The organism is Nocardioides ureilyticus (assembly GCF_051280745.1).
In the GTDB taxonomy this organism is placed as follows: Bacteria; Actinomycetota; Actinomycetes; order Propionibacteriales; family Nocardioidaceae; genus Nocardioides.
This window is the reverse complement of sequence record NZ_JBNCOG010000022.1, coordinates 36,105-51,981: the sequence shown is the minus strand read 5'-3', so window position 1 is coordinate 51,981 and position 15,877 is coordinate 36,105. Positions and strand designations below refer to the sequence as shown.

Annotated in this window: 19 protein-coding genes and 1 riboswitch; of the genes, 13 read left to right on the top strand and 6 right to left on the bottom strand. The window is 74.1% G+C overall.

Going from position 1 to position 15,877, the window contains the following annotated elements:
• Nucleotides 1-15 precede the first annotated feature (15 nt).
• The 3 genes from ACSMHG_RS13350 to ACSMHG_RS13340 are packed head-to-tail and all read right to left on the bottom strand — an operon-like array spanning nucleotide 16 to nucleotide 1,671.
• Nucleotides 16-1,035, bottom strand: a complete 1,020-nt coding sequence (locus ACSMHG_RS13350) for a lytic transglycosylase domain-containing protein (RefSeq protein ID WP_435745824.1) — start codon at nucleotides 1,033-1,035, stop codon at nucleotides 16-18.
• Nucleotides 1,036-1,071: 36 nt separating this feature from the next.
• On the bottom strand, nucleotides 1,072-1,359 hold the full coding sequence (locus tag ACSMHG_RS13345; RefSeq protein ID WP_435745821.1) for a DUF1330 domain-containing protein: 288 nt from the start codon (nucleotides 1,357-1,359) through the stop codon (nucleotides 1,072-1,074).
• A 51-nt stretch (nucleotides 1,360-1,410) separates the two neighbouring features.
• Nucleotides 1,411-1,671, bottom strand: coding sequence for a hypothetical protein (locus tag ACSMHG_RS13340; RefSeq protein WP_435745819.1), 261 nt, complete (start codon nucleotides 1,669-1,671; stop codon nucleotides 1,411-1,413).
• Between the two features lie 73 nt (nucleotides 1,672-1,744).
• On the opposite strand from ACSMHG_RS13340, the gene ACSMHG_RS13335 reads away from it, so the two are divergent.
• The 7 genes from ACSMHG_RS13335 (at nucleotide 1,745) to ACSMHG_RS13305 (ending at nucleotide 6,478) form a co-directional block, all read left to right on the top strand.
• Nucleotides 1,745-2,899: a GDSL-type esterase/lipase family protein gene (locus ACSMHG_RS13335; protein ID WP_435745817.1), complete on the top strand. Its 1,155-nt coding sequence runs from the start codon at nucleotides 1,745-1,747 to the stop codon at nucleotides 2,897-2,899.
• Nucleotides 2,896-3,321, top strand: a complete 426-nt coding sequence (locus tag ACSMHG_RS13330; RefSeq protein ID WP_435745815.1) for an ankyrin repeat domain-containing protein — start codon at nucleotides 2,896-2,898, stop codon at nucleotides 3,319-3,321. Before ACSMHG_RS13335 ends, ACSMHG_RS13330 begins: the two co-directional genes overlap by 4 nt.
• 11 nt (nucleotides 3,322-3,332) lie before the next feature.
• Nucleotides 3,333-4,136, top strand: a complete 804-nt coding sequence (locus ACSMHG_RS13325; RefSeq protein ID WP_435745814.1) for a spermidine synthase — start codon at nucleotides 3,333-3,335, stop codon at nucleotides 4,134-4,136.
• The gene (locus ACSMHG_RS13320; RefSeq protein ID WP_435745812.1) at nucleotides 4,133-4,282 is read left to right on the top strand and encodes a hypothetical protein; all 150 of its coding nucleotides are present in this window, start codon (nucleotides 4,133-4,135) and stop codon (nucleotides 4,280-4,282) included. Before ACSMHG_RS13325 ends, ACSMHG_RS13320 begins: the two co-directional genes overlap by 4 nt.
• A gap of 279 nt (nucleotides 4,283-4,561) precedes the next feature.
• The gene (locus ACSMHG_RS13315) at nucleotides 4,562-4,756 is read left to right on the top strand and encodes a hypothetical protein (RefSeq protein WP_435745809.1); all 195 of its coding nucleotides are present in this window, start codon (nucleotides 4,562-4,564) and stop codon (nucleotides 4,754-4,756) included.
• 120 nt (nucleotides 4,757-4,876) lie between these two features.
• Nucleotides 4,877-4,941: riboswitch (guanidine-III (ykkC-III) riboswitch) on the top strand.
• An 11-nt stretch (nucleotides 4,942-4,952) separates the two neighbouring features.
• Nucleotides 4,953-5,267 carry a DMT family transporter gene (locus tag ACSMHG_RS13310; RefSeq protein WP_435745807.1) on the top strand — a complete coding sequence of 105 codons (315 nt, stop codon included), beginning with the start codon at nucleotides 4,953-4,955 and terminating at the stop codon, nucleotides 5,265-5,267.
• Nucleotides 5,268-5,341: 74 nt separating this feature from the next.
• Nucleotides 5,342-6,478, top strand: coding sequence for a mechanosensitive ion channel family protein (locus ACSMHG_RS13305; RefSeq protein ID WP_435745805.1), 1,137 nt, complete (start codon nucleotides 5,342-5,344; stop codon nucleotides 6,476-6,478).
• A 33-nt stretch (nucleotides 6,479-6,511) separates the two neighbouring features.
• On the opposite strand, the gene ACSMHG_RS13300 is transcribed toward ACSMHG_RS13305, so the two are convergent.
• The 3 genes from ACSMHG_RS13300 to ACSMHG_RS13290 are packed head-to-tail and all read right to left on the bottom strand — an operon-like array spanning nucleotide 6,512 to nucleotide 10,489.
• A complete protein-coding gene (locus tag ACSMHG_RS13300) occupies nucleotides 6,512-7,561 on the bottom strand; it encodes an NAD(P)H-dependent amine dehydrogenase family protein (protein ID WP_435745803.1) in 1,050 nt (349 codons plus the stop codon).
• A 49-nt stretch (nucleotides 7,562-7,610) separates the two neighbouring features.
• Nucleotides 7,611-8,870, bottom strand: a complete 1,260-nt coding sequence (locus ACSMHG_RS13295; protein ID WP_435745800.1) for a DUF1501 domain-containing protein — start codon at nucleotides 8,868-8,870, stop codon at nucleotides 7,611-7,613.
• 5 nt (nucleotides 8,871-8,875) lie between these two features.
• The gene (locus ACSMHG_RS13290) at nucleotides 8,876-10,489 is read right to left on the bottom strand and encodes a DUF1800 domain-containing protein (protein WP_435745797.1); all 1,614 of its coding nucleotides are present in this window, start codon (nucleotides 10,487-10,489) and stop codon (nucleotides 8,876-8,878) included.
• Between the two features lie 287 nt (nucleotides 10,490-10,776).
• On the opposite strand from ACSMHG_RS13290, the gene ACSMHG_RS13285 reads away from it, so the two are divergent.
• From ACSMHG_RS13285 to ACSMHG_RS13260, 6 genes are read left to right on the top strand one after another with little or no spacing between them, the layout of a single operon-like run.
• Nucleotides 10,777-12,186 carry a hemolysin family protein gene (locus tag ACSMHG_RS13285; protein ID WP_435745795.1) on the top strand — a complete coding sequence of 470 codons (1,410 nt, stop codon included), beginning with the start codon at nucleotides 10,777-10,779 and terminating at the stop codon, nucleotides 12,184-12,186.
• Nucleotides 12,183-13,247 carry a hemolysin family protein gene (locus ACSMHG_RS13280; RefSeq protein WP_435745793.1) on the top strand — a complete coding sequence of 355 codons (1,065 nt, stop codon included), beginning with the start codon at nucleotides 12,183-12,185 and terminating at the stop codon, nucleotides 13,245-13,247. Before ACSMHG_RS13285 ends, ACSMHG_RS13280 begins: the two co-directional genes overlap by 4 nt.
• Before the next feature lie 9 nt (nucleotides 13,248-13,256).
• On the top strand, nucleotides 13,257-13,862 hold the full coding sequence (clsA, locus tag ACSMHG_RS13275) for a cardiolipin synthase ClsA (RefSeq protein ID WP_435745791.1): 606 nt from the start codon (nucleotides 13,257-13,259) through the stop codon (nucleotides 13,860-13,862).
• A complete protein-coding gene (locus tag ACSMHG_RS13270; RefSeq protein WP_435745789.1) occupies nucleotides 13,855-14,769 on the top strand; it encodes a DUF881 domain-containing protein in 915 nt (304 codons plus the stop codon). Before clsA ends, ACSMHG_RS13270 begins: the two co-directional genes overlap by 8 nt.
• Nucleotides 14,766-15,098: a small basic family protein gene (locus tag ACSMHG_RS13265; RefSeq protein ID WP_435745787.1), complete on the top strand. Its 333-nt coding sequence runs from the start codon at nucleotides 14,766-14,768 to the stop codon at nucleotides 15,096-15,098. Before ACSMHG_RS13270 ends, ACSMHG_RS13265 begins: the two co-directional genes overlap by 4 nt.
• Nucleotides 15,091-15,867 carry a DUF881 domain-containing protein gene (locus ACSMHG_RS13260; protein ID WP_435745784.1) on the top strand — a complete coding sequence of 259 codons (777 nt, stop codon included), beginning with the start codon at nucleotides 15,091-15,093 and terminating at the stop codon, nucleotides 15,865-15,867. The genes ACSMHG_RS13265 and ACSMHG_RS13260 overlap by 8 nt, the downstream gene beginning before the upstream one ends.
• Nucleotides 15,868-15,877 lie beyond the last annotated feature (10 nt).

Below are 15,877 nucleotides of genomic sequence, written 5' to 3'. Positions count from 1 at the left end.
CCGCGCGGGCGAATTCTATCCCGGGCCGGGGAGGACGGTGGCCGAAGGGTGACGCCGCAGCCAACGGCGCACGTCGACCGAGCGACGCTCGTCGTAGCCGACCGGCAGGAGCACGTCTCCCACCTCGGTCCGGTAGTACACCTGCCACCGGTGGTAGGCCCGGAAGGCGCGGGGACGCTCCTGCATCACCTCGGCGATCCGGGTCACGCCCCGCACGTACGCCGGGTGGTTGTTGTAGGCGTAGAGCGCGCCGGGCCGCCCGCCGGGCTCGCTGAACCCTCGGGCGTCGAGGTACCGCGCCGCGGCGAGGATCGCGTCCCGGGGGTCGTGGACGTCGCCACGGCCGTACTGCTCCCACGTAGCGGGCATGAACTGCATGGGGCCCTGGGCGCCGGCGACGGAGGTGCCGCGGATGCGGCCCATGCCGGTCTCGACCAGGTTGATGGCGGCGAGGTACTCCCAGTCGACGCCGAAGCGGCGTTGGGCCTCGCGGTAGTACGAGAGCAGCTCGTCGGCCGGCTCCGGCGCCACGATGCGCCAGGCGGGAAGGGTGTCCCCGGGGTTGGTGTGCATGGAGAGGAACTCGCGACGGGACGAGACGTTCGCGCGGGTCGCGGCGCGCAGCTTCCGCGGCAGCCGGCGCAGGACCGTGTCGTCCCAGCGCGGGCGTTGGGCGAGCCGGCGGTAGGCGACCTGCTGCACCCGCGCCGCAGCGGCGAGCACGTCCTCCGGTGTGTCCGGGTCCTGCACGAGCCGGTCGGCGGCGCGCAGCCCGGAGGCGAGCGCGGCGGCGTCGGCGGCGACGCGGAGCCTGCCGTCGAGGGCCTCCTCGACCGCGGGGTGCAGCGCGTCCGGGGACGCGCCGGCCCGGCCTGCCGGGCCGTCATCGCCCTGGGCAGGCCCGGTGGAGGAGTAGTCGGGGGCGAGGGCGGGCGTCTCGCCGCCGGAGGTCGAGGTGTCGGCGCAGCCACCCGCCAGTGCCCCGCTCCCGAGCGCACCGGCGAGCGCGAGTGCCGCTGTCCGCCGCCGTGCCACGTCACCCAGCGTAGGTGCCGGCCGGTGACTCGCGGCTCAGGCGCCGGGCACCACCCGGAGGTCCCGGACCGCCCCGCCGTCGAGCGCCGCCAGCGCCTCCTGGTAGGCCGGGCTGTCGTGCGTGGCCCGCGCGGCCTCGACGCTCTCGAACTCGATGACCACGGTGCGGGTGGCCCGGCCGGCCTCGTAGGTGAGCTCCGGCATCCCGCGGGCGAGGAAGCGGCCGCCCCCGGCGGTGATGGCCGGGAGGGCCAGCTCGGCGTACCGCCCGAGCTTGGCCTCGTCGGTGACCTCGACGTAGGTGGCGATCCAGTAGGCAGGCATGGGCGGCATCGTCGCACCCCCCGGTGAGCGGCGTGGCCGGAGGCAGGAGGGTCAGGCGTCGCCCGGCTCGGCCGCGACGGGCTCACCCGCCGCGATCGCGCCCGCCGCCTGCATCACCCAGGTGTCGGAGACCCCGTCGAGCACGCCGCGCTCCCGCAGCTGTGTGCGGAGGTGCTCCTCGACCGAGTCCGGGAAGCCGTCGGCGCGGGCGTTGAAGGTGGCGTCCAAGGCCGCCTGGACGTCGGCGACGACCTTCTTCGGCACGTCGGTCTCGATACCGGGCTGTGCGGGGCGTTCGGGCTGCTCGCTCATGCCCACCCCGTACCCGCCGGGCCGGGCGTCCAGCCGGGGGAGGGCAGTGACCGGTCTGGCAGGCTGCTGCCCCGTGAGCGTCGACGACCGCAGCGGCTGGACGACCACGCCGATCACGCCCCAGCTCGTGTGGGGCGCCCTGGAGCTGGAGCGGACCGAGCGCGGCTGGCTGCCGCACCGGCTCCCGGCGTGGGCCCGGCGGCAGGTCCCCGACGGCCAGCTGGCCATGGCCGAGGCACAGCCGTCCGGCGTCCGCCTGGTCGTCCGTACCCGCGCCACCGCGTTGGAGCTCGACGTGCTGCCCACCAAGGTCGCCTACCGAGGGGTGCCTCGGCGCCCCGACGGCGTGCACGACCTGGTCGTCGACGGGAGGCTGGCCGCCCGCGCCGTCGCCGGCGGCGGTCACGTCATGACGGTGGACATGGCGTCGGGGGAGACCACGACCGAGCCGGGCCCGGTCGCCACCCTCCGCTTCTCGGGGCTCGAGGCGGGCGAGAAGGACCTGGAGCTGTGGCTCTCGCACCGGGAGATCACCGAGCTGGTGGAGCTCCGCACCGACGCGCCGGTGGCGCCGGTGCCGGATCGCGGGCGGCCGGTCTGGGTGCACCACGGCAGCTCCATCAGCCACGGCTCGGACGCCGCGGGGCCGTCGGAGACGTGGCCCGCGGTGGCCGCCCAGCAGGCGGGCGTCGAGCTGGTCAACCTGGGCTTCGGCGGGAGCGCCCTGCTCGACCCCTTCGTCGCCCGCACGATCCGGGACACCCCGGCCGACCTGGTCAGCGTCAAGATCGGCGTCAACCTGGTGAACCTCGACCTGATGCGGCTGCGGGCCTTCGCCCCCGCCGTCCACGGCTTCCTCGACACGATCCGCGACGGCCACCCCGACGTGCCGCTGCTGGTCGTCTCGCCGATCCTCTGCCCGGTGCACGAGGACACCCCCGGCCCCGCCGCGCCGGACGTGAGCGCCGACGGTGTCCGCTTCGTCGCGACCGGAGATCCCTCGGACCGCACGCGGCTGACCCTGCGCCGGATCCGCGCCGAGCTGGCCCGGATCGTCGAGCAGAGGGCGGAGGAGGACCCCGCGATCACCTATCTCGACGGCCGAGAGCTGTACGGCGAGGCCGACGCGGACCGGCTGCCGCTCCCCGACGCGCTGCACCCCGACGCGGCCACCCACCGGCTGATCGGCGAGCGGTTCGCAGCCGGGTGGCTACCCTCGCTGCGATGAGCGAAGACGGGGCGAACACGGGGCTGACCACGGGGCTGACCACGGGACTGACCGACGCGGAGCTGGAGTTCCTGCGCTCGATGTTCGACCTCGCGAGAGCGGGCGAGCCGCTCCTGCTCGACCACGTGGACGCCGGCCTGCCGGTCGACCTCACCAACGGCGCCGGCGACACGCTGCTGATCCTCGCGGCATACCACACCCACGCCCCGCTGGTCCGCGGCCTGCTCGACCGGGGCGCCGACCACGCGCGCGCCAACGACCGCGGGCAGACCGCGCTCGCCGCCGCGGTCTTCCGCCAGCGCGCCGACATCGTGACCGCGCTGCTCGAGGCGGGGGCCGACCCGGCGCAGGGTCCGCGGTCGGCGCTGGAGACCGCCGAGGTCTTCGAGCTGCCCGAGATGGCCGCCCTGCTGCGGCGCTGAGCGGGTCCGGGGTGGGCGGATCGGGCGCGGGCGGGTCGGGAGCGGGCGGCCTCGACGGCCCCGTGCGCGAGGTGGTCGCGGCGGACCGGGCGGAGGCGTACCTGGTCCGCGTCGACGGTCGCGACCAGTCCTACGTCGACCTCGCGGACCCCACCCACCTCGCGTTCGACTACGTGCGCCGCCTCGGCGACGTGGTCGACCTGCACCGACCGGCGGGCGAGCCGACCCGGGTGGTCCACGTGGGCGGCGCCGGGCTCACGCTCGCCCGCTACGTCGCTGCCACCCGTCCGCGCTCTCGGCAGGTGGTGCTGGAGCCGGACGATGAGCTCACCGTGCTCGTGCGGGAGCGCCTGCCGCTGCCCCGGCGCAGCGGCGTGCGGGTCCGGCCGGTCGACGGGCGCGCGGGGATGGCCGCCCTGGCCGAGGACTCCGCGGAGCTGGTGGTGCTCGACGCCTACGACGCCGGCCGGGTGCCCCCCGACCTGGTCACCGTCGCGTTCTTCGCCGACGTGCGCCGGGTCCTCCAGGGAGGCGGCTGGTTCCTCCTCAACCTCAGCGACCGGGCGCCGTTCGCCGCGACGCGGGACGTGGTCGCCGGGCTCCGCTCGGTCTTCGCCCGGACCGCCGTCGCCGTCGAGCCGGCGACCCTCCGGGCCCGGCGGCCCGGAAACCTCACGGTCGTGGCGGGAGACGACGAGTCGCTGGTCGCCGAGCTGCGCAGCCGGGCGGCCCGGGGAGCGCTCACCGCGCGGGTGCTGGACCACGGCCAGGTGAGCGACTCCTTCGGTGGTGGACGGGGTACCGGCGCTCCATGAAGATCATGAGATCGGCGGCCATGCTGGGTATCGCCAAGAAGCTGTACGACGAGTCGCGCAAGCCCGAGAACCAGGCGAAGATCAAGTCCGCGATCGACCAGGTGAAGAACCGCCGGTCGGGTGGGTCCGGCCGCACCCACCGCTGAGCGGGCCGCCGAGACCCGACCGAGACCCGAGCGAGACGCGACCGGGCCGCCCCCACGAGGGACGGCCCGGTCGCGGTGGGTGGTCGGCTGCGTCAGTTGCCGCTGCGCTGGGGACCGGCCCACAGGAGGCGGACGACGTACAGCATGAGGGCGCGCTTCACGGATGCTCCTAGTGAGTTCTGATGGGTCGTGCCGCTTGCTGGTGCCCGGTCGCCGGGCGCGAGAACCTCACCCTCACGGGCGACCGGTGCAGCGCCGCGCGGCGGGTACCGGACCGCCATGACCGACTCCACGCGCAACCCCGACCCCCACGACCAGGACTCCGAGCCGCCCCTGACCGGGCCGGGCGAGACCGGCCCGACCGGGGTGGACGAGCCGGCGGTCGACGGCGCCGACCAGCGCCCGACCGCGGGCGGCAACGAGGACGCCGCCGACCAGGACGCGCACCCGTCAAAGAACGCGCCGGGTGCCTGATGTTCTTCTTCTTCAGCAACCGGCTCGGCTGCTTCGGCTCGCTGATGCTCTCGCTCCTGGTCACCGTGGTCCTGCTGGCGATCTTCGTGCTCTGAGGCCCTCCGGCTCCGGTAGCCTCCGGACCGGGCCGGCCATCGGCCCACCGGACGAGGGAGCCGTACCCGGCGGGCGACAAGACGGCCAGGAGGAGCTCGACGTGGCCTGGTTGGTGCTGGTGGTCTCCGGCATGCTCGAGGCGGTCTGGGCGGTGGCGCTCGACCGCTCCGACGGCCTCACCCGGCCGCTCCCCACGGGGGTCTTCCTCGTCGCCGTGAGCGCCAGCATGGTGGGCCTCGGCTACGCCATGCGCAGCCTGCCGCTCGGGACGGCGTACGCCGTCTGGGTCGGGATCGGAGCCTCGCTGACCGTGGCCGTCGGCATGGTGACCGGTGCCGAACCGGTGAGCGTCGTGCGGGTGCTGCTCCTGGCCGGCCTCGTCGGCTGCGTGATCGGCCTCAAGCTCGTCAGCTGATCAACGACCGGTCCGGCGCCGGCCGGCGGCGGACCCGATGGCGTCGCGGGCGGCCGCTCCGCGAGGATGGGCCGATGGACCGATGGACCGACGACCTGGCCGCTGCCGGTGTGGCGCTGGTCGGCGCACTGCTCGTCATCCTCGTCGCGCGGCTGGGCGCGAACCTGCTCGGCCGCCGCTGGGCGCCCGCGGCCCGGCTGCACCGGGTGGTCCGGCTGCCGTTCCGGGTGCTCGTGGTCGTCCTGGCCGCCCGGCCGGTGATCCACCGGTTCGAGCGATCGGTCGACAGCGAGCTGTACTGGATCCGTCAGCTCGAAGAGGTCCTGACCATCGTGGCGGTCGGGTGGCTCCTGACCGCAGCGGTGCTCTTCGTCGAGGACCTCGGCCTCCGGCGGAACCGGCAACGGACCGACGCCCCGGACAACCGGCACGCCCGGCGGCTGCGCACGCAGGTCCTCATCATCCGCCGGCTGACCATCGCGTCGGGGGTCATCGTCGTCACCGGGGCGGCGCTGCTGAGCCTGCCCGGCGTCGAGGCGGTGGGGGCGAGCGTCCTCGCGTCGGCGGGTCTGATCAGCGTGGTGGCCGCCGTGGCGGCCCAGAGCGCGCTGAGCAACGTCTTCGCCGGGCTGCAGGTGGCCTTCAGCGACGCGGTGCGCATCGACGACGTCGTGGTCGTCGACGGGGAGTGGGGCTGGATCGAGGAGATCACGCTGAGCTACGTGGTCGTCCGGGCGTGGGACGACCGCCGGCTGGTGCTGCCGTGCACCTACTTCACGTCGACGCCGTTCCAGAACTGGACGCGGCACAGCTCCGAGCTGCTCGGCTCCGTCGAGCTCGACGTCGACTGGCGCGTGGACGTCGGCGGCATGCGGACGGAGCTCGACCGGGTGCTCGAGCGCACCGACCTCTGGGACGGGCGGGTCAAGGTGCTGCAGGTGACCGACGCCGTCGGCGGCTGGGTGCGGGTGCGGGTGCTGGTGACCGCTGCCGACGCGCCGCGCCTGTTCGACCTGCGGTGCTTCGTCCGCGAGCAGCTGGTCGGGTGGGTCCGCGAGCACGAGAGCGCCGGCCTCCCGCGCCAGCGGGTGCAGCTGGTCGGCGACCCCCAGCAGCAGGCGACGGTCGACCGGCACGACGAGTCGGCCGGGCTCTTCCACGGCGACGAGGCGGCCGAGCGACGCGCGGAGCGACGCGGCTCCCGGGAGTGACCGGGCCGGGCGGCGCCGCGGAGAGGTGGGCGCTCAGGCGAGGTCGGGATGGGCGCGCCCGGCGACGAGCGGCAGGTCGAGATAGGTCCGGATCCCCGGCTCGGCCGCCACGACGTACGGGATCGAGTTGACGCAGTGGACCGCCGTCGCGACCACGCCGGGATTGCGGGCGAGGCCCTCGGCCACCGACGCCGGCTGCCACCCCTTGATCGTCACGTGCGCCGGTGGGTCCCCCTGCAACTCGACCTCGAAGCGCTCGCCCTCCGGTCCGAAGGTCCAGGCCGGGTCGAGGTGCTCCTCGCCCATCAGCCAGTTCACCGCCACGCGGACCACGACCCGATCCCGGACGACCGCCTCCCACACGAAGCGCTGGCCCGCCACCAGCCCCGGCTCGATGGTGCCGATCGGCGAGTCGATCGGCGCCGTCGCCACCGCCACCGCCTGCGCGGTGCGGATCTCCGCGTCACGGGAGAAGCCCAGGGCGTCGAGGCACATCCGCACCGACTGCACGAAGCCGCCCGAGAGCAGGCCGAGCATGGGGCCGCCCATCGCCTCCTCGGGCCGGCCGCCGAACATCATGAGGTGGCGGACGACGTCGGGCGCGTCGTAGGTGCGGATGTCGGAGAACTCCTCCCCCCGGACGAACGTCACCGCGGAGGAGAGGGCGGAGAAGACGAGCGGGTGGAGCTCGGTGATGCCGCCGGGGTTGATCCCGGTGCCGTGCAGCGTCGAGCGGCCCTCCTCGCACGCGGCGGCCAACGGCGCGCCGTCCCGCTCGGAGGGGTAGAACCAGCCGACGGGCGTGACGACGTTCTTGCCCGAGCGCAGCAGCGCGGCCACCACGTCGCGGTCCGGCACGAGCGGGGAGTAGAGGACGCAGTCGGCGTCCATCGCCAGGACCTCGTCGAGGCTCGTCGTGGTGCGCACACCGAGCGGCTCCCGGCCGAGGAGCTCGCCGACGTCACGCCCGCCCTTGCCGGCCGAGTGCACCCAGCAGCCGACCAGCTCCAGCTCGGGATGGAGCAGGATGGTCTCGATCGCGGCCTTGCCGACCCCGCCGGTGGCCCACTGGACGACGCGCACGGAGCCCACTGTGGTGGCGGCCCGGGCGGCCGTCCACCGACGCTCCCGGCTACAGGCTGGTCATCACGCCGACCTGCTCCGGCTGGAACCCCGGGAAGACGGCGGCCGTCGAGGCGTCGAAGCGGCTGGCGACGACTTCCGAGAGGACGCTGCGGTAGTCGGTCGTGACGAGCAGGTCGGCGTCCAGGCTGTTGGTGAGCCCCGGCCAGGTGCCGTAGTAGCGGCCCCCCTTCACCCCGGCGCCCGCCAGCAGCATCACGTTGCCGTAGCCGTGGTCCAGGCCGGTGCTGGAGTTCTCGGTCACCCGGCGCCCGAACTCGCTCAGCGTCACCAGGGTCACCTTGGAGGCGAGCGAGCCCAGGTCGGCGAAGAACGCGGCGATCGAGGCGCCGAGGTCCTCGGTGTTGCGCCGCATCCGGCCCCACTCGAGGGTGCCCAGGTCGGAGTGCATGTCCCAGTCGCCCTGGTCCACCGTCACGACCTCCACGCCGACGTCGCCCTTGACGACCCGCGCGACCTCGGCCATCGCCCGGCCCAGGTCGCTGCGGGGGTACGACGAGCGGCGGTCGGGGGTCTCCTTGACCGGTGCGAAGCCGTCGACCGCGTCGAACGTCGACCGCATCGCGCGGCCCAGCGGGCCCGACTGGCCGTCCCAGAGGGTGTGCAGCGAGCGGGTGCGACCGCCCTTGGCGTCGTACTGGTCGGCACCCGGGATGCCGACGGACTCCACGTCCCCGGCGGACATCGCCGCCTCGGGACCGTAGAGGGAGGCCGGCATCACGCCGCCGCCGAGGCTGAGCGCCTGCAGCGGCGAGCGGTTGGCGTCGGTGCCGATGAGGCGGTTGAGCCACCCCTGCCGGGTCGAGGAGCCGGGAGCGGCGTCCTCGACCTCCTCCATCGCCGCGAAGTGCGACCGGTTGGGGGCGGGCAGCCCGGTGGCGTGGACGGCGGCGAGCCGGCCCGAGCTCCACAGGGGCATCAGGGCGCCCAGCTGCGGGTGGAGACCGAACATGTCGTCCTTGGCCAGCAACCGCTCGGCGGGTACCGCGATGCGGGGGCGCGCGGCGTAGTAGACGGGGTCGGCGTGCGGGACGACGAGCGAGAGCCCGTCGGCGGCGCCGCGCAGGGAGAGGACGACCAGGACCGACCGGGCCGAGGCGGCCTGCGCGGGGGAGGCCGTGACGACCGCGGAGCCGATGGCCGTGGCGGTGCCGGCGAGGGCGAGGGCACCGGCGAAGAGACCGCGGCGCGAGACGCGCGCGAACTCCTCGCAGCAGGAGGCGGTGGGGGAGGACGGGAGGGAGGGCATGGTGATCACCGGGTCAGGTGGGCGGGGGAGTCGAGCAGGGTGGCGAGCAGGCGGTGGAAGTTCCAGCGCACCAGCCCGTGGTCGGCGGAGATGAGCTCGCGGGGCGACACGTCGCACGCCTCGCAGCAGGCCTGGAGCAGGGCCGCGGTGGACCGTCGGTGGAGGAGCTGCTGGGAGAGGTGGTCGACGAGGAGGTCGAACCGGATGCGGCGGCGGGGCAGCCACTGCGTCGGGGTGCGGTAGGCGATGCCCTCCCGCGGCCACCAGCGGCCCGAGAGCGCGTAGTGCACCTCCATGGACGCGACGATCCGGGACGGCGTGGCCCACGACTCGTTGTCGATGGGCTGCCCGTCGGGCCGCGGCCAGGAGAACGGCGCGGTGCCGACGCTCTCGACCTGCCAGAGCATCGCCTTCACCGCGTGGGCGTTGCCGGCCTCCCCGGCGGGCGCAGCGCTCAGCCGGGGCCGCAGCACGCGGTAGGTCGCGACGACGTCCTCGCCGGGATCGCGGACCTTCGCGCCGACCGAGCTGCGGAACGCCGAGCTCGCCACCAGCGCGCGCAGCACCGGGCGGATCTCGGTGTCGTGCTCGAGGTAGACCCGGGCGAGCTGGTCGACGAGCGCCTGCGGCGGGTCGTCGCTGACGAACTTCACCGCGAGCCGCCGGGCGACGCGCTGGGCGGTGGCCGGGTGGTGGGCGAGGTAGGAGAGGAAGCGGCGCACGACCCCGCGGCCGTCGGCAGCGGCGTTGGCGTCGGAGAAGCCCATGACCTGCACGGGGCCGGTCCAGTGGTCCTTGGTGACGTACGTGGCCGTCCACGTCCGCCAGAGGTCGACGCGGTAGCCGGTGAGGATCCGCGCCGAGGCCTTGACGTCGTCCTCGTCGTAGTGGCCGCGGCCCACCGTGTGCAGCTCGAGGAGCTCACGACCGAGGTTCTCGTTCGGGTGCCGTGCGGTCGACACGGCGTTGTCGAGGAAGATGCCCATGGCCGGGTGCGTGATGGCCGCGTGCAGCAGCTCGTCGAACCGGCCGAGGGCGTGGCGCCGGATCGTGTCGCCGTAGTCCACGCGGTAGGTGAACTGGGCGTCGCCGACGGCCGGCACGTTGAGGTGGTTCTCCCACAGCTCGGTCATCAGCTCGTGGACCTGCCGGCGGGTGGTGATCCGGCGGACCAGCGCCCAGCGGGCGTAGTCGGCCATCACCTCCCAGCCGCCCTCGACCTCCTCGACCTGGCGCTTCCAGAGCTCTTGCGGGCCCCGATCGAGGCTGGGCCACCAGCCGCGGGTCCGGGCGGCGGTGCTGTCGGTGACCCGGTCGGGGACGAGCTGCTGCTCGAACCACCGGCGCCCGCCGCCCGCGCGGCGTACGTCGGCGGCGAGCGCGGGGGTGATGCCGTAGGAGAAGCGGGTCACCAGGTGCCGGTCGGCGCTGCTGAGCAGCCGGGCGCCGCGGAAGCGGGCCGGCCGGTAGCGCGTCGCGGCCTGGGCCGCGGTCGGCACGAGGGCGGCGCCAGCCCCTGCGGCGACGGCGCCGGTGACGGCGCCGGTGAGCGCGGAGCGGCGGGCCAGCGCCGGGCGGTCGGTCTGGGGCCGGGCGGGGTTCGCGGACAGGTCGGTCACAGGGGGGTGCTCCGTGTCACGGGGGGCATGGGTACGGCGATGACAGGCAGCCTGCGTGATACCCCCCGGTTCGCGGCCGCGCCCAGTCTGTCGGATGTCGGCTGGCTGCGCGTCAGGTTCCAGCCCGATCCGGGATGGCCCGGTCGGGCTATGCGCGCCACGCACAGGGGTCATCACGGCCTGGACCTGTAGGGTGGTCCGCTGACCCGCCCTGACTCGACAAGGACCCAGACACCCCCGATGGACGGCTCTCAAAGTAGCCCGCTCTCCGTTCCAGGAGAGCTTTCGTGACGGCCCTGCTCCTGCTCGGCGTGGCCCTCCTGCTGGTGGCCGCCTGCGGTGTCTTCGTGGCCGCCGAGTTCTCCCTCGTCACCGTCGACCGGACGAAGGTCGACCAGGCCGCGGACGCGGGCGACCCGGGCGCGAAGGGCGTGCAGGCGGCGCTGCGGTCGCTCTCGACCCAGCTGTCGGGCGCTCAGGTCGGGATCACGATCACCAACCTCGGGATCGGCTTCCTCGCCGAGCCGGCGGTCGCCGACCTCATCGACGAGCCGCTCGCCGCCGTCGGCGTGCCGGACGGAGCGATCGGACCGCTCGCGGTCGGGCTCGGGCTTGCCGGCGGGACGGTGCTCACCATGCTCTTCGGGGAGCTCGTCCCCAAGAACCTCGCCCTGGCGCTGCCCCTGGCGACCGCGCGCGCCACTCAGCGGCCCATGCGGATGTTCACCGCCGCCATCCGGGTGCCGATCCGGGTGCTGAACGGCTCGGCCAACGCCCTGGTCCGACGGCTCGGCCTCGAGCCGCAGGAGGAGCTGCGCTCCGCGCGCAGCTCTCAGGAGCTGGCGTCGCTGATCGCCCGCTCGGCCGACGAGGGCACCCTCGACGCGGACACCGCCGAGCTGATGGAGCGCTCGGTGGAGTTCGGCACCCGCACCGCCGGCGAGATCATGACGCCCCGGGTGCGCACCCACAGCCTCGAGGCCAACGACCGCGCCTCCGCGGTCATCGAGCTCGCACGGACCACCGGCCACTCCCGGTTCCCGGTGCTCGACGACGAGGACGCCGTGGTCGGCACCGTGCACGTGAAGAACGCCGTGGCGCTGCCGCTCCACGAGCGGAGCACGACGAAGGTCAAGCACCTGATGGCGCGGCCGATCGTGGTGCCCGACTCCCTGCGCCTGGACCCGCTGCTGGCCCAGCTGCGCACCGAGAGCTTCCAGATGGCCATCGTCCTCGACGAGTACGGCGGTCACGCCGGCATCGTCACCTTGGAGGACGTGGTCGAGGAGATCGTGGGCGACATCGCCGACGAGCACGACCGGATGAGCTCGCGGGGCCGCCAGCGCCGCGACGGCAGCTGGTCGATCTCCGGCCTCCTTCGTCCCGACGAGGTCGAGGACCTCACGGGGGTCGCGCTGCCGGAGAACGAGGACTACGACACCGTCGCCGGGCTGGTGCTGCGCGTGCTGGGGCGGATGCCGGCCACGGGCGACGTCGCCGAGGTGCCCGTGCCGGACACCAGCGATCCCGAGCAGCCACGCGAGCGGCTGGCGGTGCTCACCGTCGAGCACATGGACGGGCTCCGCGTCGACCGGCTGTCGCTGCGGATCCACGACGGGCTCGACCCCGAGACCCGCGGTGACGACACCGCGGCCGCCGTTCCGGTCGACGGCGCGGAGCGCGGGGGCGAGCGATGAGCGACACCGCGGCGCTCGTCCTCGCCGCCGTCCTGCTCGGCGCGAACGCCTTCTTCGTCGGCGCCGAGTTCGCGCTCATCTCGGCGAGGCGCAGCCAGATCGAGCCGCTGGCCCAGTCGGGCTCGCGGATGGCCCGCACCACCCTGCGCGCGATGGAGAGCGTCTCGCTGATGATGGCCGGCGCGCAGCTGGGCATCACGATCTGCTCCCTGGGCCTCGGTGCCGTCGGCGAGCCGGCGATCGCGCACCTGATCGAGCCCGGGTTCGAGGCCCTCGGCGTGCCCGAGGCGCTGCTCCACCCCGTCGCCTTCGTCGTCGCGCTGACGGTCGTCACCTACCTGCACGTGGTCCTGGGGGAGATGGTCCCCAAGAACATCGCCATCGCCGGTCCGGACCGGGCGGCGCTGGTGCTCGGTCCGCCGATGCTCGGCATCGTCACCGTGCTCCGGCCGGTGATCGTGGCCCTCAACGCCATCGCCAACGCGACCCTGCGGCTGATGCGGGTGGAGCCGAAGGACGAGCTGACCTCGGCGTTCACCCGGGAGGAGGTCGCCGCGCTGGTCGAGGAGTCCCGGGGCGAGGGCCTGCTGCGCGAGGACGAGTACGACCGGCTGGCGGGCGCCCTGGGCTTCACCGAGAAGACCGTGGCGGCGGTCCTCATGCCGACCGACACTCTCGCCGTCGTCGAGCGGGGCTCCAGCGGTGCGCAGGTCGAGGCGCTCTGCGCGGCCACCGGCTTCAGCCGGTTCCCGGTCGCGGCGCCCGACGGCGAGCTCCTCGGCTACCTGCACATCAAGGACGTCCTCGAGCCCGACGAGGAGCGCCGGGAGCGGCCGGTCGAGGAGAAGTGGGTCCGGCCCTTCGCACCGGTGCGCGCCGACGAGCCGCTGCACGACGCCCTCGAGACGCTGCAGCGCCGGGGTGCGCACATGGCCCGGGTCGTCGACGAGGAGGGCCGGACGCTCGGACTGGCCGCCCTGGAGGACCTGCTCGAGGAGCTGGTCGGGGAGATCCGTGACGCCGCGCACCACGACGAGCCCACCGGAGCGGCCTCCGACTAGTCTGTGCGGGTGGCAGCAGACAGTCCCCGCTCGAACCGGGTGTGGACCCTGCCGAACGTGCTCAGCATGGCGCGCCTCGCCGGCGTACCGCTCTTCCTGTGGCTCGTGCTCGGGCCGGAGGAGGACGAGTGGGCGCTGGCGGTCCTCATGGTCTCCGGCATCACCGACTACCTCGACGGCTGGCTCGCGCGGCGCTGGGACCAGATCACGCTGCTCGGCCAGGTCCTCGACCCCGTCGCGGACCGGCTCTACATCCTCGCCGCCGTGGTCGGCCTGGCCCTGCGGGAGGTCATCCCCTGGTGGGTGGCCGTGCTGCTGCCGCTGCGCGACCTCCTGATGTGGGGCCTCGTGCCGCTGCTGCGCACCCGCGGGTACACCGCCCTGCCGGTCCACTTCCTCGGGAAGGCCGCGACCTTCAACCTGCTCTACGCGTTCCCCCTGCTGCTGCTCGGTGACGGCGAGGGCGTCGTCGCCTCCCTCGCCCGGGTCTTCGGCTGGGCGTTCACGATCTGGGGCATCGGCCTCTACTGGTGGGCCGGCGTCCTCTACGCCTGGCAGGTGCGCCGGCTCCTGGCGACCACCGAGCCACGTCGTCGGGCGGCGCAGGGTGCCTGAGCCCGGCCCCGAGCAGCAGCCGGCGGACGACGGGCGCGAGCGCGCCGCCGCCGTGCAGGAGCGCGCCGCCCTGCCGTTGCTCACCCTCATCACCCAGCAGTCGCTGGACGAGGACTACCTGCACGCCGCCGAGCGACGGGTGCGTGCCGCCGCGGCGGGCGGCGGTGAGCGGCGGCCCAGCCGGGCCGGGCCGCACCGGACCGCGGCGGCCGTGGCCGCCGTCTTCGGCATCCTCGTCACGACGGCCGCCGTCCAGACCTCGCAGAACGAGGACGTCGACGCCGCCGGCCGTGCGACGCTGCTGCGCCAGATCAGCGACGAGCGGGAGCGGGTCGCCCGGCTCCAGGACCGGGTCGTCACGATGCGCGAGCGCAACGTCCAGCTCGACCAGGAGCTGACCCGCACCCGGACGACGTACCAGGACGTGGCCAGCCGGCTGCGCCGGCTCGGTGTCGTGGCCGGGTACGCGGCGGTCCAGGGCCCGGGGATCGCGGTCACGCTGGACGACGGCCCGCCCGAGGTGGAGGACAGCATGGTCTACGACAGGGACCTGCGCCTGGTCGCCAACGCGCTGTGGCGGGCCGGCGCGGAGGCGATCGCCATCAACGGGCAGCGCCTCACGTCCTCCTCGGCCATCCGCATGTCGGGGCTGACCGTCCGGGTCAACCGGGTCAACCTCTCCCCGCCGTACGTCGTCGAGGCGATCGGCGACCAGCGCACGCTCCAGGCGGACCTGCTCAACTCGCGCGAGGGGGACGCGCTGCTCGCTGCGGCCGAGAGGTACGGGCTAACCTTCACGATGCGAGACGATGACTCCCTCGAGCTTCCGAGCGCCCGGCTCCGGGATCTGCGCCACGCCGGTCCGCTCGAGGGAGACGGACCACGACCGCCGGAGGACGCACTGTGATCGCCGCGCTCGGCCTGCTCCTCGGCATCGTGCTGGGGCTGGTCTTCCAGCCCGACGTGCCGCTGGCGCTGGAGCCGTACCTGCCCATCGCCGTCGTCGCGGCCCTCGACGCGGTCTTCGGCGGCCTCCGGGCCTACCTCGACGGCATCTTCGACGACAAGGTCTTCGTCGTCTCCTTCCTCAGCAACGTGGTGATCGCCGCCTCGATCGTCTACCTCGGTGACCAGCTCGGGGTGGGCGGCCAGCTCTCGACCGGGGTGATCGTCGTCCTGGGCATCCGGATCTTCTCCAACGTCGCGGCCATCCGTCGCCACCTCTTCCATGCCTGAGCGCGGGCAGGACCAGGCACACCCGGGGGCCGGCTCCACCGAGACGCCGCCCACCGGGCGCGACCGGCTGCGTCACGCCCTGTTCCGCCCCTCGCGCAGCCAGGTGGTGGTCGGTGTCCTGCTCGCCCTCGTCGGCTTCGCGGGCATCGTGCAGGTCCGGGCGACCGAGGTCGACGACACCTACGCCGGTCTGCGCGAGCAGGACCTCATCGACGTGCTCAACGGACTGGCGGGCACGACGCAGCGCGCCGAGTCCGAGCTGCGGCGGCTCGAGGAGGCCCGCGACGACCTCCGCTCCGACTCCGACCAGGTCCGCACCGCCCTCGAGGAGGCCCAGTCGGAGGTCGCCACCCTGTCGGTCCTGGCCGGCCTCACCCCGGTGACCGGGCCGGGCATCCGGATCACCATCACCGAGACCGACCGGCCGGTCGAGGTCCAGGACATGCTGGACCTGGTCCAGGAGCTGCGCACGGTCGGCGCGGAGGCGATGCAGGTCAACGGGAAGGTGCGGTTGGTCGCGTCGACCTCCTTCGCCCAGACAGAGGGCGGCCTCCTGGTCGACGGCGAGCTGGTCGGTCCGCCGTACGTCATCGACGCCATCGGCGAGCCGCACACCCTCGAGGGCGCCGTCACCTTCCACCAGGGCCCGCAGGACGCCTTCGAGGCCGACCACGCGGTCGTCGAGGTCGAGCAGCGGCAGACGCTGGACATCGAGAGCGTCCGCGACCTCCCCCGGACCCGGTTCGCCGAGCTCGACCCCGACGAGTAGCGCGGCGTCG